The organism is Thalassospira lohafexi (genome assembly GCF_002844275.1).
Lineage (GTDB): Bacteria > Pseudomonadota > Alphaproteobacteria > Rhodospirillales > Thalassospiraceae > Thalassospira > Thalassospira lohafexi.
The window spans coordinates 278337-301694 of the sequence record NZ_NXGX01000002.1 but is presented as its reverse complement, the minus strand read 5'-3'; the positions used below and the strand labels follow the sequence as shown (position 1 = coordinate 301694).

Annotated in this window: 23 protein-coding genes; 12 read left to right on the top strand and 11 right to left on the bottom strand. The window is 51.6% G+C overall.

The genetic code is table 11. The annotated features are described in order from the left end of the window. Positions 1-85: 85 nt before the first annotated feature. The 8 genes from COO92_RS05170 to COO92_RS05135 all read left to right on the top strand — a co-directional run bounded on the left by COO92_RS05170 (position 86) and on the right by COO92_RS05135 (position 7550). Positions 86-859, top strand: a complete 774-nt coding sequence (locus COO92_RS05170) for an ABC transporter ATP-binding protein (RefSeq protein WP_101300451.1) — start codon at positions 86-88, stop codon at positions 857-859. 87 nt (positions 860-946) lie between these two features. Continuing rightward, the gene (locus COO92_RS05165; RefSeq protein ID WP_022730822.1) at positions 947-1744 is read left to right on the top strand and encodes a lysine/arginine/ornithine ABC transporter substrate-binding protein; all 798 of its coding nucleotides are present in this window, start codon (positions 947-949) and stop codon (positions 1742-1744) included. Positions 1745-1854: 110 nt separating this feature from the next. Further along, complete coding sequence (locus COO92_RS05160) at positions 1855-2547, top strand: ABC transporter permease (RefSeq protein ID WP_101300449.1); 693 nt, start codon at positions 1855-1857, stop codon at positions 2545-2547. 3 nt (positions 2548-2550) lie between these two features. Further along, the gene (locus COO92_RS05155) at positions 2551-3294 is read left to right on the top strand and encodes an ABC transporter permease (protein ID WP_101300448.1); all 744 of its coding nucleotides are present in this window, start codon (positions 2551-2553) and stop codon (positions 3292-3294) included. 103 nt (positions 3295-3397) lie between these two features. Then, complete coding sequence (locus COO92_RS05150) at positions 3398-4537, top strand: succinylglutamate desuccinylase/aspartoacylase family protein (RefSeq protein ID WP_101300446.1); 1140 nt, start codon at positions 3398-3400, stop codon at positions 4535-4537. Positions 4538-4738: 201 nt separating this feature from the next. Next, complete coding sequence (deoC, locus tag COO92_RS05145) at positions 4739-5572, top strand: deoxyribose-phosphate aldolase (protein WP_101300444.1); 834 nt, start codon at positions 4739-4741, stop codon at positions 5570-5572. A gap of 60 nt (positions 5573-5632) precedes the next feature. After that, positions 5633-6856: a phosphopentomutase gene (locus COO92_RS05140; protein ID WP_101300442.1), complete on the top strand. Its 1224-nt coding sequence runs from the start codon at positions 5633-5635 to the stop codon at positions 6854-6856. 4 nt (positions 6857-6860) lie between these two features. Further along, complete coding sequence (locus COO92_RS05135) at positions 6861-7550, top strand: DsbA family oxidoreductase (RefSeq protein ID WP_101300440.1); 690 nt, start codon at positions 6861-6863, stop codon at positions 7548-7550. A gap of 57 nt (positions 7551-7607) precedes the next feature. Here the strand turns inward: COO92_RS05135 and mfd are convergent, their stop codons facing one another. Further along, positions 7608-11105, bottom strand: a complete 3498-nt coding sequence (mfd, locus tag COO92_RS05130; RefSeq protein ID WP_101300437.1) for a transcription-repair coupling factor — start codon at positions 11103-11105, stop codon at positions 7608-7610. Positions 11106-11112: 7 nt separating this feature from the next. Beyond that, positions 11113-11385, bottom strand: a complete 273-nt coding sequence (locus COO92_RS05125) for an FAD assembly factor SdhE (RefSeq protein WP_022730814.1) — start codon at positions 11383-11385, stop codon at positions 11113-11115. A gap of 227 nt (positions 11386-11612) precedes the next feature. Between COO92_RS05125 and recG the strand changes: the two genes are divergently transcribed. Beyond that, a complete protein-coding gene (gene recG / locus COO92_RS05120) occupies positions 11613-13700 on the top strand; it encodes an ATP-dependent DNA helicase RecG (RefSeq protein ID WP_101300435.1) in 2088 nt (695 codons plus the stop codon). Positions 13701-13806: 106 nt separating this feature from the next. Here the strand turns inward: recG and COO92_RS05115 are convergent, their stop codons facing one another. After that, positions 13807-14685 carry a DUF502 domain-containing protein gene (locus COO92_RS05115; protein ID WP_101300433.1) on the bottom strand — a complete coding sequence of 293 codons (879 nt, stop codon included), beginning with the start codon at positions 14683-14685 and terminating at the stop codon, positions 13807-13809. 203 nt (positions 14686-14888) lie between these two features. On the opposite strand from COO92_RS05115, the gene COO92_RS05110 reads away from it, so the two are divergent. Then, positions 14889-15158, top strand: a complete 270-nt coding sequence (locus COO92_RS05110; protein WP_101300431.1) for a hypothetical protein — start codon at positions 14889-14891, stop codon at positions 15156-15158. Then, on the top strand, positions 15151-15606 hold the full coding sequence (locus COO92_RS05105) for an NUDIX hydrolase (RefSeq protein ID WP_240626334.1): 456 nt from the start codon (positions 15151-15153) through the stop codon (positions 15604-15606). The genes COO92_RS05110 and COO92_RS05105 overlap by 8 nt, the downstream gene beginning before the upstream one ends. A 132-nt stretch (positions 15607-15738) precedes the next feature. Here the strand turns inward: COO92_RS05105 and rpoH are convergent, their stop codons facing one another. Continuing rightward, the gene (rpoH, locus tag COO92_RS05100) at positions 15739-16608 is read right to left on the bottom strand and encodes an RNA polymerase sigma factor RpoH (RefSeq protein ID WP_022730809.1); all 870 of its coding nucleotides are present in this window, start codon (positions 16606-16608) and stop codon (positions 15739-15741) included. A gap of 631 nt (positions 16609-17239) precedes the next feature. Between rpoH and COO92_RS05095 the strand changes: the two genes are divergently transcribed. Beyond that, positions 17240-17743, top strand: a complete 504-nt coding sequence (locus COO92_RS05095; protein ID WP_101300428.1) for a YchJ family protein — start codon at positions 17240-17242, stop codon at positions 17741-17743. 31 nt (positions 17744-17774) lie between these two features. Here COO92_RS05095 and COO92_RS05090 read toward each other — a convergent pair whose 3' ends face one another. From COO92_RS05090 to COO92_RS05060, 7 genes are all read right to left on the bottom strand, one after another. Further along, a complete protein-coding gene (locus COO92_RS05090) occupies positions 17775-18179 on the bottom strand; it encodes an NUDIX domain-containing protein (RefSeq protein ID WP_240626333.1) in 405 nt (134 codons plus the stop codon). Between the two features lie 93 nt (positions 18180-18272). Beyond that, entirely contained in the window at positions 18273-19145 is an 873-nt protein-coding gene (locus tag COO92_RS05085) for a hypothetical protein (protein WP_101300426.1), read from the bottom strand. A 121-nt stretch (positions 19146-19266) separates the two neighbouring features. Further along, positions 19267-19803 carry a single-stranded DNA-binding protein gene (gene ssb, locus COO92_RS05080; RefSeq protein WP_101300425.1) on the bottom strand — a complete coding sequence of 179 codons (537 nt, stop codon included), beginning with the start codon at positions 19801-19803 and terminating at the stop codon, positions 19267-19269. A 60-nt stretch (positions 19804-19863) separates the two neighbouring features. Further along, positions 19864-20337: a GAF domain-containing protein gene (locus COO92_RS05075; protein WP_101300423.1), complete on the bottom strand. Its 474-nt coding sequence runs from the start codon at positions 20335-20337 to the stop codon at positions 19864-19866. A 142-nt stretch (positions 20338-20479) separates the two neighbouring features. Next, entirely contained in the window at positions 20480-21550 is a 1071-nt protein-coding gene (locus tag COO92_RS05070; RefSeq protein ID WP_101300421.1) for a sn-glycerol-3-phosphate import ATP-binding protein UgpC, read from the bottom strand. 59 nt (positions 21551-21609) lie between these two features. Continuing rightward, positions 21610-22464, bottom strand: a complete 855-nt coding sequence (ugpE, locus tag COO92_RS05065) for a sn-glycerol-3-phosphate ABC transporter permease UgpE (RefSeq protein ID WP_101300419.1) — start codon at positions 22462-22464, stop codon at positions 21610-21612. Positions 22465-22473: 9 nt separating this feature from the next. Next, on the bottom strand, positions 22474-23352 hold the full coding sequence (locus tag COO92_RS05060; protein ID WP_101300418.1) for an ABC transporter permease subunit: 879 nt from the start codon (positions 23350-23352) through the stop codon (positions 22474-22476). Between the last annotated feature and the right edge of the window lie 6 nt (positions 23353-23358).

Sequence of the window (23358 nt, the reverse complement as noted above, 5' to 3'; positions counted from 1 at the left end):
GTGAATTGTAGGGGGACATCCGGTTGCGGATGTTAAAGACGAATTCGAATTTCAGAACTTTCAACAGGGGAATTTTTAACTCGATATGAGCAAAAACATACCCGCCTTGCAGGTTGAAGGGATGTTCAAAAGTTTTGGGGACCACGAAGTTCTCAAGGGCATTGATTTGACAGCCAACACTGGCGATGTAATTTCCATCATTGGTTCTTCAGGCTCTGGCAAAAGCACATTTTTGCGCTGCATTAACCTTCTTGAGACCCCGAACGCTGGGAACGTCCTTGTTCATGGGGAATTGATCCGCATGCGCACCCTCAAGGACGGCAGTCAGGATGCAGCCGACAAAAAACAACTCCAACGTATTCGCACCAAATTGGCGATGGTGTTTCAGAGCTTTAACCTCTGGAGCCATTTGACCATTCTGGAAAACGTGATCGAAGCACCTGTACATGTTCTGGGCATTCCGAAAAAGGAAGCCATCGAACGCGCGGATGCGCTGCTGCATAAAGTTGGCATGTACGAGCGTCGCGATTACTATCCGGGCCATGTTTCTGGCGGGCAACAACAGCGCGCGGCAATTGCACGCGCACTTGCCATTGAGCCCGAAGTTCTTCTGTTTGATGAACCAACATCCGCACTCGACCCGGAACTGGTTGGCGAAGTTTTACGTGTCATGACAGATCTGGCAGAAGAAGGCCGCACAATGCTTGTGGTGACCCATGAAATGGGGTTTGCCAAAGGGGTATCGAGCCACGTGATGTATCTGCATCAAGGATGCGTCGAAGAGTTCGGCGCCCCGAAAGAAGTTTTCGAGAATCCAAAATCAGACCGCATGAAACAATTTCTTCAGCGTGATTTCTGATCTGGGGTGACAGCTGCATTGATATGCAGCCGTCCAAGAATAGCCGTAAGAATTGCGTGCTGTTCCAATCAACAAGGGAGACTATGAATGAAAAAATGGATCAAGGTTGCAACCGCTGCTGCGCTTGGCGTGGCAATGAGTGCTTCTGCGGCAAATGCCGCATGGGAAAAAGTTGTTATTGCGACCGAGGGGGCTTACCCCCCGTTTAACGAGATTGATGCCAACGGCAAGGCAATCGGTTTTGATGTTGATATTGCAAATGCTCTTTGTGAATCAGCTGGCTTGACCTGCGAAATTGTCACGCAGGACTGGGACGGCATGATTCCTGGCCTGTTGGCTAAAAAATACGATGCCATTATCGCCCAGATGTCGATCACCGAAGAACGGAAACGTTCGATCGATTTCACCAACTATTACAGCGCCAGCCCGGCCGTTTTCGTTGGTAAAGAAGGCATGGAAGTCAATGCCTATGCCGATGGTGAAGTTGTTGAAGATGCACTCGATGGCATGGTCGTTGGTGTCCAGCGTTCGACCACGCATTCTTCGTTCCTCGAAGATAACTTCCCGGGCGTTGAAATCCGTCTTTATGACACCCAGGACAACGCGTTGCTCGATCTGGTTGCTGGTCGTATCGACGTGACCCTGGCTGATTCCGGCGTACTTTTGAAATGGGTAGAGTCTGATGACGCCGCCGGATATGCATTCGTATCGGATGCATTTGCACCGGAAGAATGGTTTGGTGCTGGCGAAGGTATTGGTATCCGTAAGGAAGACCAGGATTTGAAAGAAATCTTCAACAAGGCGCTGGAGGACATTCTTGCCGACGGCACCTATGAAGAAATCAACAAAAAATACTTCACATCCGTCAACCTGCATTCGCGTTGATCAACGGATATTTCGGGGCGGCACATAGTTGCCGCCCCTTTCCGTTTCTGTTGGTTCAGGTCATAGCGCACGAATGAGATCGATGGGCATCAAGGTTTGCTGGAGACACCATGTTTGATTTATACGGCCGCGGCTGGCAAATGCTTGAAGGGGGATTTGTCACGATTCAGCTTTGCCTGTCTGTGTTGCCTTTTATGATCATTATCGGGTTGCTGGGGGCATCGGCGAAATTGTCGTCGTTCCGCGTGCTGCGTGTTATCGGTGAAAGTTACACTGTCATTATTCGTGGAATTCCCGAACTTCTTGTTATTTTGTTGATTTATTTCGGTGGTACCATTGCCATTCAGAATCTTGCTGAGTGGCTGTCGGGCGAAGAAACCCGCGTTGATATTCCAGCATTCTGGTCAGGGGTCGCGGCCTTGGCATTGGTTCAGGGCGCGTTTGCGTCTGAAGTCTTCCGCGCAGCCATGCAATCCATCCCGGTCGGTCAGATTGAAGCAGCAACCGCATGTGGCATGACACCCCGTCAAATATTCCTGCGCATCAAGCTTCCTCAATTATGGCGGTTTGCACTGCCCGGTTTGAATAATCTGTTTCAGGTTTTGATCAAGGATACGGCCCTTATTTCTGTGGTCGGTGTCGAGGAAATCATGCGCAAGGCCGCCATCGGGGCTGGAACCGAAAAAGCCCCCTTTACCTTCTATCTTGTTGCGATGTTGATGTTCCTGGCCTTTACGACGATTTCTCTTTTCGTTTTCAACCGACTTGAAAAGCGGGCTGCCCGCGGGATCGCGAGGGCCTGATAAATGTTTGAAGATTTTATTTATGTTCTGACAAAATATGATGTCTGGCTATGGCGGGGTTTCTTGCTGACAGCGCAACTTCTGGTAATTTCAGTTGCCTTTGGCACAGTTCTGGCCATTCCGCTTGCGGTGGCCCGTGTGTCCAAGAAAGTCTCGATACAGGCCGTTCCCTTTGCTTTCATCTATATGTTCCGCGGCACCCCCCTGATTGGGCAGTTGTTCATGATGTATTACGGGGTCGGCCAGCTGGTTGCCAACATTGATGGCATTCAGGACCATTGGACGTGGACATATCTGCGCGATCCATATTGGTACTGTCTTCTGACATTTGTTCTCAATACCGCGGCCTACGTCGCCGAAATCATGCGCGGTGGCATTCAAAACGTTCCGGGCGGTGAAATCGAAGCAGCACGCGCATGCGGGATGACTCCGTTCACCACCTACCGCCGCATTATTTTCCCGCGTATGTGGCAGATGATCTGGCCTGCCTATACCAATGACGTCATTTTCACCCTTAAAGCCACATCGCTGGCATCGACGGTGACCTTGATTGAATTAACCGGTGCCGCCCGCAAGATTGTTGCCCGCACCGCCCTGCCCTATGAGGCGTTTATTTCCGCTGGTTTGATTTATCTGATCATTGTGTATGTCCTGACACTTGGTTTTAAGATGATCGAGCGGTATTTGCGGCGAAGCGAAAAACGTAAGGATAAACTTCCCGGTAAAATCAAACCCATGGGGGTCTGATTTGAATATTTTTTGGTCAATATGTGTGTCGAGAACGCAGTATTGATATCAAAAATTTATATCGTTTCATCACGTCATATCGTTGCCAACGCAGGACCAGAAAATGCAAGAAGACCGCATTAACCTTGTGCGTCCGCAGATGGGGACATCCAGAGCACTGACCGTGCGCCGCTATGGCAAAGTTGGCAGCGGGCCGAAGGCCTATTTTCAGGCCGCATTGCATGCCGATGAACTTCCTGGTGTCATTACCCTTCATCACCTTGAGGCGTTGCTTAAAGAAGCCGACGCCAAAAGTGAAATCACCGGCGAAATCGTTGTTGTTCCATTCGCCAACCCAATCGGCTTTACCCAGTATGTCGATATGAAACCACTTGGCCGGTTTGAAATGCGCAGTGGTCAAAACTTTAACCGGCATTATCCGGATTTAAGCCCGGCCCTGATTGAGGCGGTAGCATCCAAGCTGACGCAGGATGCCGATCAGAATGTTGCAATCATTCGAGCTGAATTACGACGCCTGATTGCCAAGAGCCGCAAAGACAGTGCACCGCTAACCGATCTTGTTGATTTGCGTCTGACACTTGCGGAACTGGCGATTGATGCGGACTATGTGATGGATCTGCATTGCGACTGGGAAGCGCCAATGCATCTTTATATCAGCGACCATAACTGGCCAGATGCGGCTGACCTCTCAGCCCAGATTGGCTCGGAATGCAGCCTGATTGCAGAGATCAGCGGTGACAATCCGTTTGACGAAACATTCAGCCGTCCCTGGGTCGAGTTGCGCCGGGTCTATCGCGATAAATTCCCCATTCCAATGGCGACCCTTGCCACAACGATTGAGCTTCGCGGCGATCGCGATGTGTATGATGACTATGCGATTAAGGATGCGGACAATCTGTTTAAATTCCTGCAGCGTCGCGGTCTGATCAAAGGTGATCCGGGGGCCCTTCCTGATGCCAAATGTGATGCCACCCCGCTTTCAGGTGTTGACCGGGTAATGGCGCCGCATGGCGGTATGGTGGTGTTTCATGTTGAAGCCGGGGAAAAAGTCGAAGCAGGTCAGGAACTTGGATATGTTCTTGACTGTGAAACCGGGCAGAAAACCACGTTTTCAAGCCGGACCAACGGCGTTCTTTATTCGCGCATTGGCATTCGCCTGATCGTTCCGGGTGGGTATTTGTGTTCTGTCGCTGGCGCAGAACCATTACCGGGCCGCGAAGGGCAACTTTTACTGTCAAAATAATCCATCAGATAGGCCATTGGCATGTTCTGATTGAAACTGTGTTTTGGGACGGATTGATTGATTGCTTGGCCAAGGTTGGATACCTTTGTCGCCGGTATTCGGTCTCGATCAGACCGTGATTGAAACCGTCTTTCGTCATCATCGTTAAATGGTGATGCACACCAGAATAATTTGCGTTCTACGCGTTGCAAGGATGACCTGATGTTCGACCCGAAAACCGTTCCCGACGTTATTAAAATGGCCGCGAAAAAGGCGGTTTCTGACGCCGAAACCGCGCGTCGCGCCATTTCCGTTCTGGATCTGACCAGCTTGAATCATGACGATACGCCCGAGGTAATCGAGGCCCTGTGCAAACGCGCGCAAACGCCTGCGGGCAATACAGCTGCGGTTTGTGTGTTCTCACCGTTCGTTGAAACGTCATGGCGGGCTCTGGGCCAAAGCGGGGTTAAAACCGCGACGGTTGTTAACTTCCCCGAAGGCGGCACCAATGCCCAGCGCGTTGGCGATGAAACAGCCGACTGCGTTGCCAAGGGTGCCGATGAAGTTGATCTGGTTCTTCCCTATAAGGCGTTTCTGTCGGGTGATTTGGCAAGTGTGGTTGATGTTCTTGACGCGACACGCACGGCCTGCGGCCCCATGACCACCATGAAAGTCATCCTTGAAACCGGTGAATTTGATGACCTGTCAAAGATTTATGACGCCGCACGCCTTGCGATCAAACACGGTGCGAATTTTGTCAAAACCTCAACCGGGAAAGTTCCGGTTGGTGCCACACCGGAATCGGCCGTTGCCATGCTGACGGCCATTCGTGATGCGCGTGATGAAGATGGCGCTGTTTCGGGTTTCAAGGCATCTGGCGGGGTGAAAACCACAGCTGACGCCGCCCTTTATCTCGCGATTGCCGACGAGATCATGGGCGACGGCTGGGCCACACCGCAAACCTTCCGGTTTGGGGCTAGTGGCGTTTTAACTGCCCTGCTGGAAACCTGCGGCCTTGATCAGAACAATGCACCTGCGGCGACTGGCAACTACTAGAAAAAATTACTATCTGCCAGACAGAATAAGACGGCAGAACATGGTTAAAGGACAACATTAATGGCACGTGCCATCATCATCGTGGCAGACAGCTTTGGCATTGGCAGCGCACCGGATGCGGCCAAATTCGGTGATCAGGGTTCTGATACTCTGGGCCATATTGCCGAGCATTGTGCACAGGGCCTTGCTGATAACGATCAACGCAGCGGGCCATTGCATATTCCAAACATGGTCGCACTTGGTCTGGGCGAAGCCGCAAAAGACGCCACTGGTCGCGTTCCACCGGGATTGGATCATGGCGGTGCGATCCTTGGGGCCTTTGGCCATGCCAAAGAACTGTCACGCGGCAAAGACACCCCAAGTGGTCATTGGGAAATTGCCGGTGTGCCCGTCGATTTCGATTGGGGATATTTCCCGCAAACGGTTCCGACGTTTCCAGCGGAATTGACCGATGCCTTTATCAAACAGGCAAAGCTGCCCGGGATTCTTGGTAATTGCCATGCATCTGGCACAAATATCATTGCCGATCTTGGTCAGGAACATATCAAAACCGGCATGCCGATTTGCTATACATCGGCCGACAGCGTGTTCCAAATTGCCGCACACGAAGAACATTTCGGTCTTGATCGGCTTTATGATATCTGCGAAATCGCATTCAAACTGGTCGAACCGTATAATATTGGCCGCGTGATTGCCCGCCCGTTCGTCGGCGAAAGCCCCGCGGATTTCAAACGTACTGCAAACCGTCGTGATTTGGCCATCCCGCCGCACAAATCCACTTTGCTTGATCTGTTCAGCAATGCGGGCGGCAAGGTCATTTCGGTTGGCAAGATCGCCGATATCTATGCCCACCGTGGGATTGCGAAAAAGGTCAAGGCATCGGGCAATATGGCCCTGTTTGACGCTATGATGACAGAAATCGCCGAAGCGCCTGATAACAGCATTGTGTTTACCAACCTTGTCGACTTTGACATGGAATTCGGCCATCGTCGCGATGTTCCGGGCTATGCCAATGCACTTGAAGAGTTCGATGTCCGTATTCCGGAATTGCGTAACGCCCTGAAACCGGGTGACCTGGTGATTGTAACCGCCGACCATGGCTGTGACCCGACTTGGCGTGGGAATGATCACACGCGTGAGTTTGTGCCGGTACTGGCCTTTGGTCCTGCGATTGCGCCCGGCCCGTTTGGAATGCGCGAAACCTTTGCCGATATCGGGCAAACGGTCGCCGATCATTTAGGCATTGCGCCGCTTGCAACAGGCACGTCTTTTTTAAACGGATAACGCAATGAATTGGCATGCTGGACAAAACGAAACATCATTGATGCCGATCCGTATTGAGGCAATCGTCGATACGATTTGTCCATGGTGCTACATTGGCAAAAAGCGCCTTGAAAAGGCATTGTCGCGCGAACAGCTTGATAACCTGATTATCAACTGGCGGCCCTTCCTGCTTAATCCTGATATGCCAAATGGTGGTATTGACCGGAAACTTTATCTGTCGGCCAAGTTTGGCGGGACTGAAAGTGCCACACGCGTTTACAAGGCTATCGAAACGGCCGGGGCGGCTGTTGGTATTGATTTTAAGTTCGACGACATCAAAATCACACCAGATTCAACAGACTCACATCGCCTGATTTTCAAGGTGTGCTCAGAACGCCCTGCCGTTGGCAATGCCTTGGTCGAGGACCTGTTTGTGGCCTATTTCCTTGAAGGTCAAAACATTGGCGACCTTGATATTCTGGCGGAAATTGCCGTAACACACGGCGAAGACCGAAATGAAATCCTGGATTACCTTGCCGGCGATATGGACCGTGATTTCGTTGGACAGGAAAACCGGGTTGCACATCAGATGGGTGTGACCGGTGTTCCGTGCTTTGTCTTTAACGGTCGTCATGCACTGTCGGGCGCACAGGAACCTGAAATTCTTCAGCGCATGGTACGGCTTGCCCGACAAGAAGAAACACCCGCATCATAAAGGTGGATCAATGAAGAAAAAAAAAGGCGGGATAACAATTTGTTACCCGCCTTTTCTTTATGCTTTTTCTGCGATATCCGAAAGTCGTTTCATTAAGCGTTTCAGACCTTCCAACCGATCGGTCGGTCCATCCCAGCCCGCGGCATAGACGATCTTATGGTCGGGACGCAATCGGGCAACACCGACCTGTTGCTGAATAAAGCCGACCAATCCGCCCGGATTTGGGAATTCATTGTTACGCAGGGTAATCAATGCCCCTTTTGGCCCGGCATCAAGCTTTTCAATATTGGCAACGCGACACCATTGTTTGATGGTCACAACATCCAAAAGGTTCTCGACCTCTTTGGGGAGTTTGCCGAACCGGTCAATCATTTCTGCTGCAAACTGATCGACTTCTTCGCGTGATCGCAATTCAGAAATCCGCCGATACAGCCCCAAACGCACGCCCAAATCGGGCACATAGCGATCCGGGATCAGAACCGGCATACCGATATTGATCTGTGGGATGAAGCTTGCCTCGTCAGATGCCTCGATCTCGCCCTTGGCTTCGGCCACAGCTTCTTCGATCATTTGCTGATAAAGTTCGATCCCGACTTCTTTGATATGGCCTGATTGTTCTTCGCCCAACAGGTTCCCTGCCCCGCGAATATCAAGATCATGGCTGGCAAGGTTAAATCCGGCACCCAAGCTATCAAGGGTCTGCATGACCTCAAGCCGCTTAAGCGCGGTTGCCGTCAGTTTCTTGCCATTGGGCAGTGTCAGATAGGCATAGGCACGTTGTTTTGACCGCCCAATCCGACCGCGCAGCTGATAAAGCTGAGCCAGACCGAACATATCCGCACGGTGAATGATCATGGTGTTGGCGTTGGGCACATCAATGCCCGATTCAATAATGTTGGTCGCCAGCAACAAATCAAACTTGCGATCGGTAAAGTCGGTCATCACCTGTTCAAGGTCACGTGCACCCATTTGACCATGGGCAACGTCAAACTTGATTTCCGGAACAAGCGCTTCGAGTTCCTTGGCAACACGCGAAAGTTCATTGACCCGTGGGCAAACATAAAACACCTGTCCGCCACGATGGCGCTCGCGCAAAATTGCCTCTCGGACAACCACCGGATCGTAGGGTGTGATGTATGTCCGCACGGCAAGACGATCTACCGGCGGTGTCGCAATGATCGACAGTTCCTTAACCCCGGTCAGGGCCAATTGCAGGGTGCGCGGGATAGGTGTAGCCGTCAGGGTCAGAACATGGACGTCAGATTTAAGCTCTTTCAGACGTTCTTTATGTTTAACGCCAAAGTGCTGTTCTTCATCGACTATCAAAAGACCAAGGTCTTTGAAATGAACACCATTGCCAAGCAAAGCATGCGTGCCGCAGACGATATCAACATGTCCGCTTTCAAGGTTGTCCTTGACCAGCTTGGCGTTTTTACCGGCCACAAGACGCGACAGTTGCTCAACACGCACAGGGAGCCCGTCAAAGCGTTCCTTGAAGTTCAGGTAGTGTTGACGACACAACAGTGTCGTCGGGGCGACGATGGCAACTTGTTTGCCTGACATCACGGCCGTAAAGGCGGCCCGCATGGCGACCTCGGTCTTGCCAAAGCCAACATCGCCACAGACAAGACGATCCATCGGCTTTCCTGCCGCAAGGTCGTCGAGCGTATCGACAATTGCACGTGCCTGATCTTCGGTTTCGGCAAACGGGAACCCGGCACAGAATTCATCATAGCTGCCTTCAGGCGCGCTGAGTACGGCACTTTTGCGCAAATGACGTTCAGCCGCGACTTTAATCAGTTTGGCCGCCATATCGCGAATACGTTCGCGCAGCTTGGCCTTACGCGCCTGCCAGGCAACGCCGCCCAGCTTATCAAGGATTGAAAGTCCCTCGTCCGAGCCATAGCGCGACAGGACTTCTATATTTTCCACCGGGACGAACAGCTTGTCACCGCCGTCATATTCCAGCTCAAGACAGTCATGCGGTGCACCACCAGCCGTAACGGTCTTTAGGCCCAGATACCGACCGATCCCATGTTCAAGATGAACCACAAGATCGCCTTCGGAAATCTCGGAGGCCTCACGCAGGAAATTATCAGCCTTGCGACGGCGCCCACCCGGGCGGCTCATCCGGTCGCCAAGGATATCCTGCTCGGTGACGAACCAAAAACCTTCTCGGCGAAAACCGCGTTCCATATCAAGGATAACAACCGCAACCTGCTCAAATGTCAGATCATCGGTAATGTCTTCCCAGCATTCTGCGGTAACGACTTTGCCAACACCATGTTCACGCAAAAGCGAAACCATACGATCGCGCGATCCATCAGAATAGGCTGCAATGGCGATCTGGTTTTCCTTGCCACGTTGTTCGGTAATGAAGTCCCGCAACGCTTCGTAAAGGTTGGTGTCGGCCCGTGCGCGCACATCGCCAAAATCACGCCCGGCACGCGCGCCAATGTCGTAAATCCCGCGTTCGGGATCTTCGGCCTCGTAATAAGGGGAAAATTCAAGGACGACCCGGTCCGACAGCATCCGATCAAATTCGGCCTGATCCAGATACAGCCGTTCGGTTGGCACCGGTTTATAGACGTTGTCGCCCGAAAGCCCGCCACCCTTGATGTTCAAGCGCGCCTGATAGTAGTCATCGATCATCTCAAGACGGTTTTCAAGGACTTCGCCGTATTGGTAATCAAGGCTAATGACAGTACCGGGCAGATAGGCGAAAATCGTATCAAGCCCATCATGAAACAGCGGCAACCAATGTTCCATGCCGCCATATTTCAGGCCGTTACTGATCGATTCATACAGCGGATCGGTTTGCGAAACCGCGCCAAACAATTCCCGATAATTGCTGCGAAACCGTGAAATGCTTTCTGGGTCGAGAAACACTTCACCAACCGGCAGAAGTGCGATTTCCTTGACCTTACCAATCGTGCGTTGGCTTTCAACGTCAAAACGCCGGATGCTTTCGATCTCATCGCCAAAGAAATCAAGACGCACTGGTTCATTCATGCCAGGTGCGAAAATATCGACGATGTCGCCACGCACAGCATAGTCGCCCGGCTCCATCACCTGTTCCGACCGGTTGTAGCCCATCCGTTCGAAATAGGCGGTCAGTTCCGTGCGGTCATACTCAGCCCCTGCCTTAAAGGCCAGTTTACCGGCACGCATCACATCAACGCGCGGTACCCGCTGCAGGATCGCTGCTGCTGTTGTCAGGACAATTCGCCCGTGTCCGGCTTTGGGGGCGTCCCCTTCGGCCAAAATGGTCAGCGTTTCCACACGACGTGCGGTGACTTCCGAAATCGGCGAGACCCGGTCATACGGCAGGCAATCCCACGCCGGCAGTGTCAGGACTTCCACCTCACCAGCGAAAAAGCGCAATGCTTCTGCCAGCTGCGCCATGCGTTTGTCATCGCTGACAACATGCAAGATCGTGCTGTTCGACGCCTTGGCATCAAGCAGTTCACGCAAGACCAGTGCGTCCGCACCTTCGGGAACACCGCCGACGCGTTTTCGACCTTTGGATGATAAGATTTCTTTGATTTTTTTCAATGTTTTATCAGGCGTTGCTCAAATCCTGAATCATATGCAGCACATCGGTATCATACTCCGCCGGTGCTGCTTCCTTACGCGTCGCCCATTTGAAGAAATCTGCATCGGGAACGTCCACAATCAGGGCTTCAAACGTATCAAGCTGTTCTGCGGTCAACGTCGCAAGATGCTCGTCCATAAAGCGACCGATCAGGATATCGTTTTCCTTGGTACCACGATGACCACCACGGAACAGCAGCTTCTTGCGCCGCATTTCAAGTTCCGAAATGTTATCTGTCATAATTGATCTCCTGACTTATTCTGCACAGCAGCCTTTTGCACGGCGCTATATGATATTCTGTGGCATGGTTTGTACGGTAAAATACGCTTTTGGTCCATGCCGTGATCAGGTGATTTTGCATCAAAGGGTGACTTGATGGTTGTTGCGCGATAATTTTGTTGTATACCCGTCCGGGAAACCTATTTGTTCTATTAACGTTCTCGTCGAAAGTTGCAACGAAAACCGACATGCGCCCGGAAATTTTATTCCCGCTTTTTGCCGAAATCGAAACCCTGCCCGGTATCGGGCCGCGGTTAAAGCCACTGGTCGTACGCTTGATCGGTGGCGAACATGTTGCCGATTTACTCTGGCATCTGCCATCGGGGATCATTGACCGTCGTTTTTCGCCACCACTTGATGAAACAATCGATGGTTCGATTGTGACAATGGATGTTTGGGTAGAACGCCACGAGCCCCCCCCAAACCGGCGCCGCCCCTATCGCGTAATCTGCAAAACACTCAGCGGCACTCTGGTCCTGTCATTTTTTAATGCGCGGGCCAAATACCTCAATGATGTGCTTCCCGTCGGGGAAAAACGCATCGTGTCGGGCAAGGTCGATCATTATCGTAACGAATATCAGATCACCCACCCCGATCGGATTGGCACAGAAGCCGAGCGCGCGGAAATTCAAACCGTCGAGCCGGTCTATCCGATGTCTGCCGGTGTGACGGGCAAAACATTGACCAAGGCAATGCGTGCTGCCCTTCAATTGGTCCCAGAACTTCCGGAATGGCACGATCCCGCATTGGTTGCGCGTAATAAATGGCCTGATCTCGCCAGTGCGCTTCGTACCATTCATAATCCCGAAGACGCCGCTGATCTATCGCCAGATCATCCGGCCCGCCAACGGCTTGCCTATGACGAATTGCTCGCCAATCAACTGGCCTTGTCGCTGATCCGGGCAAAAATGCGCAAGCTTGGTGGGCGTGTGACCAATGGTGCGGGTGATTTGCGACAAAAGCTTGCCGCGAACCTGCCCTTTGCCATGACAGGCGCACAACAACGTGCACTGGCCGATATCTATGACGATATGGCCAGTGAAGGCCGGATGTTGCGCCTTTTGCAAGGCGATGTTGGTTCGGGCAAGACCGTTGTTGCGTTGATGGCAATGCTCAACGCTGTCGAATGCGGTCGCCAAGCAGCCATAATGGCACCGACCGAAATTCTGGCCCGTCAGCACTTTGAAACGATTGGTCCATTACTCGGACAAATCGGGATTAAATGTGCGATCCTAACCGGGCGCGACAAGGGTAAAGCCCGTAAGGCAACTCTTGAAGGGTTTGCCAATGGTGATGTGCAGATTGCCGTCGGCACCCACGCGCTGTTTCAGGATGATGTTGTTTTTTCTGACCTTGCATTTGCCGTTGTTGATGAACAGCACCGATTTGGCGTTCATCAACGTTTGATGCTGGCTGGCAAAGGTCAAGCCGTCGATGTTCTGGTTATGACCGCGACCCCGATCCCGCGCACCCTGACCTTGACCGCATTTGGCGATATGGAAGTATCGCGGCTTGATGAAAAGCCGCCGGGGCGAAAACCGGTTGATACCCGCGTTTTGCCGATTGATAAGGTCGATGACGTCATTTCGGGCATTGGGCGCGCAATGCGCACAGGCACCAAAATCTATTGGGTCTGCCCGTTGGTCGAAGATTCAGAAATTCTCGACCTTCAGGCTGCCGAGGAACGCTATCGCATCTTGGTTGAATTGTTCGGTGACGCCCGCGTCGGGCTTGTGCATGGCAAAATGAAGGCTAAGGAAAAAGATGAAGTTATGGAGCGCTTTGCCCATGGCGATACATCGATCCTTGTTGCGACCACCGTTATTGAAGTCGGCGTCAATGTACCTGATGCCACCATCATGGTGATTGAGCATTCCGAACGGTTTGGCCTGGCCCAGCTTCATCAGTTGCGCGGTCGTATTGGCCGTGGGGATGCGGCGTCCACCTGTCTGCTGCTTTATGGTAGCCCGTTGGGACAGGTTTCCAAGGCGCGTCTTAAGATCATGCGCGAAACAGAGGACGGCTTTATCATTGCCGAAGAAGACTTGAAACTTCGCGGTGCGGGTGAAGTTCTTGGTACGCGTCAAAGCGGGCTTCAGGAATATCGCTTGGCCAATCTGGAACTGCACGGCGATTTATTGGCAATTGCCCGCGATGATGCCCGTCTGATTGTGGATCGTGATCCAGATTTACAAAAAACGCGTGGCGAAGCGTTGCGTTTGTTGCTGTACCTGTTCGAACGCGATGAAGCCGTGCGATACTTCCGATCCGGGTAAAAAAGACGCCGCGATAAAAAACCGTATAGCCAGACACAACAAAGGGCGCAGCCAGCTTGGCATGCGCCCTTGTTTTAACTGTTAGTCACCGGCAACGGCCAAGTGATCAGGCATCTTCGCGATGTTTGTCATCTTCGCCCTGCCCGGCCTTCCCGGTATTTTCGGTACTATCGGGCTTTTGACGGGGGGCAATGTCACGCGAAACCAAAATGGGGCTGTTTTCTTTTTCGCGCAGCACATCAAGGTCTTCGTAGGTTTTCGATGAAACCCGCGGCTGATTCTGTTCTTCGGGCGAACGGCGATCCGGTGGGGTTACAATACCGCCAGACATCACCATCTTGATGGCCTCTTCGACCGACATATCAAGAATGACGACATCCTGACGCGGCACAAACAACAGGAAACCCGATGTCGGGTTTGGTGTTGTCGGCAAAAAGATGTTGATGACCGTATCTTCGGTAAGGTGTTGAACCTCACCCTTGGTTTCACCAGTAATGAACCCAATCGCCCACATGCCGCGGCGTGGATACTCAAGCAACACCGCCTGGCGGAATGCATTGGACTGATTAGCTAGAACCGTTTCAAGAATTTGTTTGATCGCACCATAGATGCTGCGCACTGCCGGAATACGGCCCAGAATGCGCTCATACAGCTTAATCAAGGCACGACCGGCAAAGTTGGTGGTGAACCAGCCAACCATGGTGATGAACACCAGCATGACCAGAAGACCAAATCCCGGAATGCCGTATTCTTGGTAGCCGTCAGGAAGATATGCTTCGGGATTGTAATGTGCCGGGATCAGCGGCATCACCTTGCTGTCGACAAACTCGATAAACCACCAAGCCAGTCCAAAGGTAATCGCAAGCGGTGTACTGATCAGAACGCCGGTCAGGAAATAGGCGCGCACACGCGCAAAGAAACCCGGGCTCGGCAGTGCGGAGCCGTGCTTGTCCGCGTCATGTTTATCGTCGCGCTTGGCGTTCATTGGTCACCTGTACTGATAAGCCGCATTAGAATACCCAAACCGTAAGAATAGCTTTTGGCATTCACCATTTATCAGTATGAATATGGTACTACTGCGACATTGGATCAGGGATAACTCCCTATTTTCAAGTGATACCAGTATTCAAGATTGCGGTGCAACCAAACAAACAGCAAATCATCAAATAGCAGCCCGATGGAGTTATTTTGAAGGTCTGGATTGTCGAATACATATACGACGACAACGGGTCAGTCGGCATCAAAACATCCAAGGTACGCGCACCTGACTATGACACGGCGCGTCAATTTGCGGTTGGAGATGCCCCGGCGGTTGATTTTGTCATGTCGTTGCGTCCTGAATCAGAAGAACAGTTTTTGGGAACCCCGACCATTCGCGCCCGCGAAATGACCGGGAAAATCGTTCACGAGGTCCCTGACCCCGATGATGACCTTGAAGACGACGAAGACGATGTCTGACGCCGATGTTCGTACATTCCTGCCGCGCCCCATCATCGGCGTCGGGGCTGTGGTTTGGCGTGACGATCAGATCTTGCTGATCAAAAGGGCCAAAGAACCCAACATTGGTAGCTGGAGTCTTCCTGGTGGGGCTCAAGAACTAGGTGAAACGCTTGAACAAGCGGTCAGACGCGAAATTCTTGAAGAAACTGGCATCGAAATATCCCCCCCGATCCTTGTCGATACGGTGGACCTGATTTCCCCCGCACCGAATGGCATCATCCAGTATCATTATACCCTGATTGATTTTACTGCCGAGGCAGTTGGTGCGGATTTATGTGCCGGCGGAGATGCCGCCGATGCGCAATGGGTCGACGCAACCAGACTTGCCCCCTATAAGCTTTGGAACAAGACGATTGAAATGATCGAAAAGGCAAGACGTGTGCGCGGTAATGCGCAGCCACGCTAAAGGCTCACGTCATGAGACCAGAATGCGTCTGACCAAAGCGACCTGTGCCGATACCAGCAATGCCTCTAATTCCTCATACAAAAAGGCGACACCCATTGGATGTCGCCTGATTTTGTCGGATGATTGAACTGATCACGCTGCGGCGTGTTGGCTCAGAACGCTTTCCTGAATCTTCTTAAAGGCACGAGCCTCAAGCTGGCGGACACGTTCACGGCTCACACCGAAACGTTCGCCGAGTTTCTCAAGAGTGATCGGATCGTCGCTGAGGAAACGGGCTTTGATGATTTCCTGTTCACGTTCCGGGAGTTCACCCATCGCGTTTTTCAGCATACCATTATTAAGCACGCGTTCTTCTTCGTTCCCGACCAGTGCCTCTGGACTTGGCGCATCCGATGACAGGGTATCGAGATACTCCATGCCTTCGTCTTTGGGCATCGGGGTGTTCAGCGAGAAATCACGCGCCGCAAGACGGCGGTTCATATCAAGCGCTTCACGATCCGTAACGCCAAGGCGTTCGGCAACCTGAGATGCCTGTTCTGGCGACAATTCACCATTATCATAGATGTTAAGCTGACGTTTGGCTTTGCGCAGGCTGAAGAACAGCTTTTTCTGTGCAGCCATCGTGCCAAGCTTGACCATCGACCAGCTTTGCAAGACGTATTCAGTTACGGCAGCACGGATCCACCACATCGCATAAGTCGACAGGCGGAAACCACGTTCCGGGTCAAATTTCTGAACCGCACGCATCAGGCCGGTATTGCCCTCTGCCACAAGATCAGCCATCGGCAGGCCATAGCCGCGATACCCGAATGCAATTTTGGCAACAAGGCGTAAGTGACTGGTGACAAGCTTGTGCGCAGCAGCAGTATCGTCATGATCCTGATAACGGTGCGCAAGCATGTATTCTTCGTCCACGGTCAGCATTGGAAACTTCCAAACTTCGCGGAGATATCCCGAGAAACCGTCTTCCTGGGAAACAGCTGGTAATTTAATGGCGCTCATTTTCTGTCCTCCTGAGAGGTTAACGCGTCGACACCTGTATATGCATACGGGGCCAGTCAGAATTTAGATGACGCGCGAACACTGTCGTTTGTGAACTTATTCACGTGGATGACCGGATTAAGACCAATAAGGTCAAAGTCGTCCGGTCGCATTTTCATCCCATTGAAAGGTCTATGGGAGAGGACAGCTGATGCGAAAAGAGTCTGTATTCATGGTGTCTCATCCTTACTTGAAGCAAATCGACAATTTCATTGTCCGCCAATAGGCCGGACTTCGATCCGGCGGTGCCTTTGGGCCCCCACCCGCACAATTAATATATCTAAACCCGACCAAATCCGTCAAGAACTTCTGACCAGCGTTTCAGTTATATTAATCACTCGATATCAGCGTTTTAATTTCTATACCCGACTTTTCCTGTCGGGAATTAAAAGCGCCGATAACTCACGGTATAAACGATATAAGGCGAAACAAAGGCAAACGACCCAAATTGCGCAGCAGAGTTGACCATCAGTCACGTACTAGGGTTTCCAACGATCCTGACCCAGAAAATGTTCCCGCCGAGCTGGAAATCAATACGATTGCGCGATACCATTATGTGTGCCCGCAAACGATAAAGACCGGAAGCCAAACCATGCCCGTTTCCTCAGAAACAGACCTTTGCCCGTGCGGCAGCTCACGCAGATTTGATCACTGCTGCGGTCGGTTTTTATCCGGCGCAGATTATCCGAGCACAGCGGAAGAATTGATGCGATCCCGCTATTGTGCCTTTGTTCTTCGCAATGGCGCCTATTTGTCCGATACCATCGCCGCTGAAAAGCGCGGTGCGTTCGACGCAAAAAGCATTGAACGCGATCAAACCGACTGGATCGGGCTTGAGATCATTGACTGCAAAGCGGGCGGATTACTCGATCAGACGGGACAGGTCGAATTCATTGCCCGATTTAATGAACACGGGCAGCACCATCACCTCCATGAACGGTCAAGCTTTGAACGCCGTGCCGGTAAATGGGTATATGTCGATGGTGATTTCCCAAATGCGAATGGTATCAAACCGGGCGCAGCGCCCCATCGGGTCGGACGTAATGATCCCTGCCCGTGTGGATCTGGCAAGAAATTTAAAAAATGCTGTGGATAATTATACACTGGCTGAGAAACTGGGGGGGTCGTCAGCCTTTCCCGACGACTTCGAGTGCCCATTGGTGAAATAACCGGATAAGCTGGCTGTGCGCGTCGTCATAGGACAGCCAAATCAGTTCATGATCATCTTCAAGTGGCGGCCCAATACGTTCAACCATTTCACATTGAAAGAACGTCGCACGCTTTAATCGGTAACGGCCCTTGCCCGGATTATTAATATACTGGGATGCAAATCCGATCCGGGACAGGATCCGAACCCGATAGCCCGATTCTTCATAGGCTTCACGGTGAAGGGCATCACGTTCGCTTTCGCCCGGTTCAACCCCGCCGCCAATCAGGACCACACCCTTTGGTGTTTTGGCCACGGCAACCCTGCCCTGATCATCCTTGATGACCGCATAGGCACAATCCTGGACTGTGTAACTTTGCCCCATGCGCGGGGTTCCAAATATCGGAGCGACCAAAATGGGCAACCTTGCCTTCGACCTGTGAGTGCACCCCCTGCTGTGCAGGATCGTATAATTGTTTTATACCGCAATAGCGCGATCAAGCATTCCTTGGCAACGTGTGACATCAAACCGCAATGACGTTTCTCGTGCATTGTCGAAATACGAATGTAATTCCGCGTCGCTTGCCGGGGTTACACACGCCCCACATTCAGCGACAAGTTTTTCATGGTATGGTGTCGGCAGATCAAGCGTCTTGCATTTGTTCCTGAACAGGAATTTCTCGGATAATGCAAAATCATGCTGCATGTTGCGGTACAAAATTGTCTGGTAGTTCGTATGCAGGCCGATATTCCCGTCCGGCGTAATCAGGAACAACGGAAACATCACGGCAAGATCCGGCAATACGCGATTGGGGTAAACCTGGCCTTTCCAATACTTTTCAGCCAAATCTGCGTAGCCATCATAATCATTAATCGGAAACATTCTGGCTTTGGAAAGTGGCAATATTTCCACTTTATCCTTGCGGATGTCGACCGTGTCATTTGAGACATCGACATATAGACTGCCAAACTGAAAAGCGTTCTGAAAATACTGATTTCGCAGATTGCCCCAGACACGTTTTGCCAAGCCACCGTTGCTTACAAAGTCACGGAGTGCAACTAGTCCGGGACTTGTTGCAGAACCAACCTTTTGCTCAAGAAGGCTTTTAACCCCAAGCGTGATTTCCTGACAAAATCCTTCCGGGTAGGATTTGCCGCCCTTGCTGAGCGACACATCAAAACTTTGGTCATACTGCTGGCGCAGCAAAAGCATATCGTTATGCAATTCCTTGATCCGCGGCAGAAGGTATTTCTTGGTTAATTTGACCTGTTTGAAATTGACGGGTGATATCTGTTCGTCTTCTGCCCGTGCTGTAATGTCTTCAAGCGTAAGCTTTTGAGGTGTCGTCATTATATGATCTGCTTATTCCAACGTTGGATCGCATTAAAATGGCATTGGATCGGCATAAAGAAAACACCCCAAAACACAGATCGCGTTTTGGGGTGCCTGAAAAATAACTTTGGAGTCTGACTTAGAACGGAATTTCGTCATCAAGGTCCGGGGCGCCAGTCGGGGCGGAACCGCCACCAGAGGACGAACCACCGTTGCCCCAGCCTGCGTCAGATCCGCCGCCACCGAAGTTGCCGCCATTGTCCTGGCCGCCGCCATATCCGCCGCCAGACGACGATCCACCACCCATTCCGCTGCCTTCACCGCCACGACTATCAAGCATGGTCAGGTTGGAGTTGAAGCCTTCCAAGACAATTTCAGTGGTGTAATTGTCTTTACCGTCCTGCCCCTGCCATTTGCGGGTCCGAAGAACGCCTTCGATGTAAAGCTTGCTGCCTTTTTTAACAAAGCGCTCCACGACATCTGCAAGGCCTTCGTTGAAGACAACAATGCGGTGCCATTCGGTACGCTCGCGGCGCTCACCAGACTGACGGTCCCGCCACTGTTCGGAGGTCGCAATACTGAAATTGGCGATTTTCTTGCCAGCCTGGGTGAACCGAATTTCAGGGTCGCGGCCGAGGTTTCCGACGAGAATGACTTTATTGACACTGCCAGCCATGGGTTATCTTCCAAAGTTTGTGTTTGTCCGTGGCCCTGTATGCACAGGACTTGTGAGTTATCATTGCGCAAAAATGCGCTGCATTAAAGTTTCAAGTTCGACGCGGTCTATTTCATCAAATGAATTGAGCTCGACACTATCGACGTCGAGCACAGCAATCAACCGATCATCCGCATTAACAACCGGCACGACGATTTCCGAATTGGACCGACTGTCGCACGCGATGTGTCCCGGAAAGGCATGCACATCGGCAACCAATTGCGTTTCGCGCGTTGACGCGGCTGTCCCACAGACACCACGCCCGATCGGGATGCGTAAACAGCCAAGTGTGCCTTGATACGGCCCGACAACCAGTTCATTTTGTTTATTGGGATCAACAACATAAAATCCTGTCCAAAAGTAATAGTCGAACTTTTCGGACAAGATGCAAGACACTGTTGCCATCAACGCAGTGACGTTTGTTTCGCCTTCGGTGATGCTAACCAGTTCTTTTGTCGCCTCTTCATAAAGCGCCTTTTTCTGATCCGCCTGCATGATGGTCTCCTGAATTCTGAGAGACTACGAACTACCCGCTCGTCAGGCTTGAGACAAGGTTAAATTGATCCATATCCCAAAACAAAAGCACCCCCGACGACAGATCATCGCCGGGGGGTCGTCAGGCACAAATTAGATATGTTCAAATACGCTTGCCGGTTTCGGAGTCAAACAGATGGATCATGTCTGGGGTAATGGACAACGTAAGCACCGTGCCCTTGGCGAACTGATGGGTTCCCTGAACACGCAATGTCACGTTTTCATTCCCGATGCCAAAATCAAGATACACAAGCGTTTCCGCACCAAGCGATTCGACCATCCGCACAGAGGCGCTTACCGGCCCGGCATCATCGCCACACAGGCGGAAATGCTCGGGACGAATGCCAACCGTCACATTGCGTCCGGCCTCGACATCGTGATCAAGGTCAAGTTTGACCTTATCACCAACAACAACATGCGTGCGATCATCTGATACTTTCCCGGGAAGGAAATTCATCGCCGGTGACCCGATGAAGCCCGCAACAAACAGGGTTTCGGGCTTTTCGTAAATATCGATCGGACTTCCGATCTGTTCGGCAATACCACCCTTCATGACGATCAAACGGTCGGCCAGTGTCATGGCCTCGACCTGATCGTGGGTGACGTAAACCGATGTAATCCCAAGGCGTTGCTGAAGGTTTTTGATTTCAAGGCGCATATCAACGCGCAGTTTGGCATCAAGGTTGGACAATGGTTCGTCAAACAGGAAAACCTTTGGTTGCCGGACAATGGCACGCCCCATGGCCACACGCTGGCGCTGGCCACCGGAAAGCTGGCTTGGTTTACGCTCAAGATGGTCTTCAAGTTGCAATATGCGCGCAGCTTCACGCACTTTGCTGTCGATTTCTGATTTGCTGTGGCCGCGGTTGCGAAGACCATAGGCCATGTTGTTGTAATTACTCATGTGCGGATAGAGCGCATAGTTCTGGAAAACCATCGCGATATCGCGATCGGCTGGCGCAACCTTGTTGACGACCTTGTCATCAATGCTGATCTCGCCGTCCGAAATGCTTTCAAGACCAGCAATCATGCGCAGCAAGGTGGACTTGCCACATCCTGACGGCCCGACAAGTACAGTAAATTCACCGTGTTGAATCTCAAGATCAATCCCGTGGATCGCTTTATAGCCGTTTGCGTAAGTCTTTTCGGCCTGATTAAGTGTAACAGTTGCCATCGTAGTATCCTGTATGCGGACAAGTTATTGTCAATTCTGCGGATCAAGGGAGACAGAGCTTATTTTTCTGTCTCGACCAGACCTTTGACGAACATGCGTTGAAAGACCACCACCACCAAAACCGGCGGAATGGTTGCCATGATTGTCAGTGCGAATGCCTTGGGGAACTGCGGAATCTGCCCGCCTTCATAAAGCGAGTTATAGACCTGCTTGATCCCGATCACGATCGTATAGAGCTGATCATCGGTGGTCATCAAAAGCGGCCAGAGATACTGGTTCCACCCAACAACGAACATGATGATAAAGATCGCCGCAATCATCGTGACCGATAACGGCACAAGAATATCGATGAAAAATCGAATGGGCCCTGCTCCATCCAGACGGGCTGCTTCAAGCAACTCATCTGGCACCGAACGGTAAAACTGCCGGAAGAAAAACGTCCCGGTTGCTGACGCAATCAACGGCAATATCAATCCCGTATAGGTGTTCAGCAAGCCAAGGCTTGCGACAACTTCATATGACGGCACGATACGCACTTCGAGCGGCAATAAAAGGGTTGAGAAAACCACCCAAAACAGCGGAACAGCGAGCTTAAAGCGGAAGTAAACAATGGCATAAGCCGCCATCATCGAGATGATGACCTTGCCAATGGCAAAGCCAAGACCAAGCACCATGCTGTTAAACAGCATCTCAAGGGCGGTCACCCTGCCCTTTGTTGCCGAGGGATCAAACAGGATTGCACCATAGTTTTCAAAAAAGTGCTCCCCCGGCCAAAACTGCAATCCGTTTTGAAAAACGAATTCACGGGTGTGGGTGGAAGACACAAACGCAATCCAGACGGGCATGATCATAAAGAGCGCGCCGAGGATCAAAATTGCGTGGTTGGTAAATATACGCCATTTCGACTGATACATAACGGCCCCCTAGTAATGAACTTTGCGTTCGATGAAGCGGAACTGGAACACGGTCAAAACACTGACCATGATCATCAGCAAGACCGACTGGGCCGAACTGCCGCCCAAATCCGCACCAAGGAACCCGTCGACATAGACCTTGTAGACAAGCGTTGCGGTCGCCCCGCCGGGCGATCCTTTGGTCGATACGTCAATGATGCCGAACGTTTCAAAGAAGGCGTACGTCAGATTGATCACCAGCAAGAAGAAGGTGGTTGGTGCCAATAACGGGAACGTAATTGTCCAGAACCGGCGTTCCGGGCTTTTGCAATCAAGTGTGGCTGCTTCCTGCACTGATTTGGGAATGCCCTGAAGCCCGGACAGGAAAAAGATGAAGTTCACGCTGACCTGTTTCCAGACGGCAATCAGAATGACGACAAATGCTGCGTCATTGGCATTCTCGATATGATTGAATTCAAAGCCAAAGCTGTTGAACGCCATATAAAGGTCCCCCATCAGGGGATTAAACAGCATGTTACCCAGCAAGCCGGCCACTGGTGGCGCAATCGCATAGCCCCACATCAAAAGGGTTTTGTACGATTTGGCACCGCGCACGACTTCGTCGGCGCGTACCGCCAAAAACAAGGAAATTGCGATTGATAAGACCGAGACAAGAACAGAAAAGACGACCGTAAAAATAGCCGACCGCGTCCATGAACTGCTCGACAGGACGTCTTCAAAATTTCTGAACCAGACAAACTGCGAAGACATGCCAAACGCGTCTTCAAGCAAGAATGACTGATACACAGCCTGGGCCGCAGGCCACAGAAAGAATATGGAAATAATCAGAATCTGGGGTGCAACAAAAAGATAGGGCACCGCGCTATGTTCAAATTGTACGCGCTTCATCGCCTA

Bases quoted from the DNA above. Each gene is read 5' to 3' on its own strand.
- COO92_RS05170 (WP_101300451.1), top strand. From the start codon at position 86: ATGAGCAAAAACATACCCGCCTTGCAGGTTGAAGGGATGTTCAAAAGT.
- COO92_RS05165 (WP_022730822.1), top strand. From the start codon at position 947: ATGAAAAAATGGATCAAGGTTGCAACCGCTGCTGCGCTTGGCGTGGCA.
- COO92_RS05160 (WP_101300449.1), top strand. From the start codon at position 1,855: ATGTTTGATTTATACGGCCGCGGCTGGCAAATGCTTGAAGGGGGATTT.
- COO92_RS05155 (WP_101300448.1), top strand. From the start codon at position 2,551: ATGTTTGAAGATTTTATTTATGTTCTGACAAAATATGATGTCTGGCTA.
- COO92_RS05150 (WP_101300446.1), top strand. From the start codon at position 3,398: ATGCAAGAAGACCGCATTAACCTTGTGCGTCCGCAGATGGGGACATCC.
- deoC (WP_101300444.1), top strand. From the start codon at position 4,739: ATGTTCGACCCGAAAACCGTTCCCGACGTTATTAAAATGGCCGCGAAA.
- COO92_RS05140 (WP_101300442.1), top strand. From the start codon at position 5,633: ATGGCACGTGCCATCATCATCGTGGCAGACAGCTTTGGCATTGGCAGC.
- COO92_RS05135 (WP_101300440.1), top strand. From the start codon at position 6,861: ATGAATTGGCATGCTGGACAAAACGAAACATCATTGATGCCGATCCGT.
- COO92_RS05125 (WP_022730814.1), bottom strand. From the start codon at position 11,385: ATGACAGATAACATTTCGGAACTTGAAATGCGGCGCAAGAAGCTGCTG.
- recG (WP_101300435.1), top strand. From the start codon at position 11,613: ATGCGCCCGGAAATTTTATTCCCGCTTTTTGCCGAAATCGAAACCCTG.
- COO92_RS05115 (WP_101300433.1), bottom strand. From the start codon at position 14,685: ATGAACGCCAAGCGCGACGATAAACATGACGCGGACAAGCACGGCTCC.
- COO92_RS05105 (WP_240626334.1), top strand. From the start codon at position 15,151: ATGTCTGACGCCGATGTTCGTACATTCCTGCCGCGCCCCATCATCGGC.
- rpoH (WP_022730809.1), bottom strand. From the start codon at position 16,608: ATGAGCGCCATTAAATTACCAGCTGTTTCCCAGGAAGACGGTTTCTCG.
- COO92_RS05095 (WP_101300428.1), top strand. From the start codon at position 17,240: ATGCCCGTTTCCTCAGAAACAGACCTTTGCCCGTGCGGCAGCTCACGC.
- COO92_RS05090 (WP_240626333.1), bottom strand. From the start codon at position 18,179: ATGGGGCAAAGTTACACAGTCCAGGATTGTGCCTATGCGGTCATCAAG.
- COO92_RS05085 (WP_101300426.1), bottom strand. From the start codon at position 19,145: ATGACGACACCTCAAAAGCTTACGCTTGAAGACATTACAGCACGGGCA.
- ssb (WP_101300425.1), bottom strand. From the start codon at position 19,803: ATGGCTGGCAGTGTCAATAAAGTCATTCTCGTCGGAAACCTCGGCCGC.
- COO92_RS05075 (WP_101300423.1), bottom strand. From the start codon at position 20,337: ATGCAGGCGGATCAGAAAAAGGCGCTTTATGAAGAGGCGACAAAAGAA.
- COO92_RS05070 (WP_101300421.1), bottom strand. From the start codon at position 21,550: ATGGCAACTGTTACACTTAATCAGGCCGAAAAGACTTACGCAAACGGC.
- ugpE (WP_101300419.1), bottom strand. From the start codon at position 22,464: ATGTATCAGTCGAAATGGCGTATATTTACCAACCACGCAATTTTGATC.
- COO92_RS05060 (WP_101300418.1), bottom strand. From the start codon at position 23,352: ATGAAGCGCGTACAATTTGAACATAGCGCGGTGCCCTATCTTTTTGTT.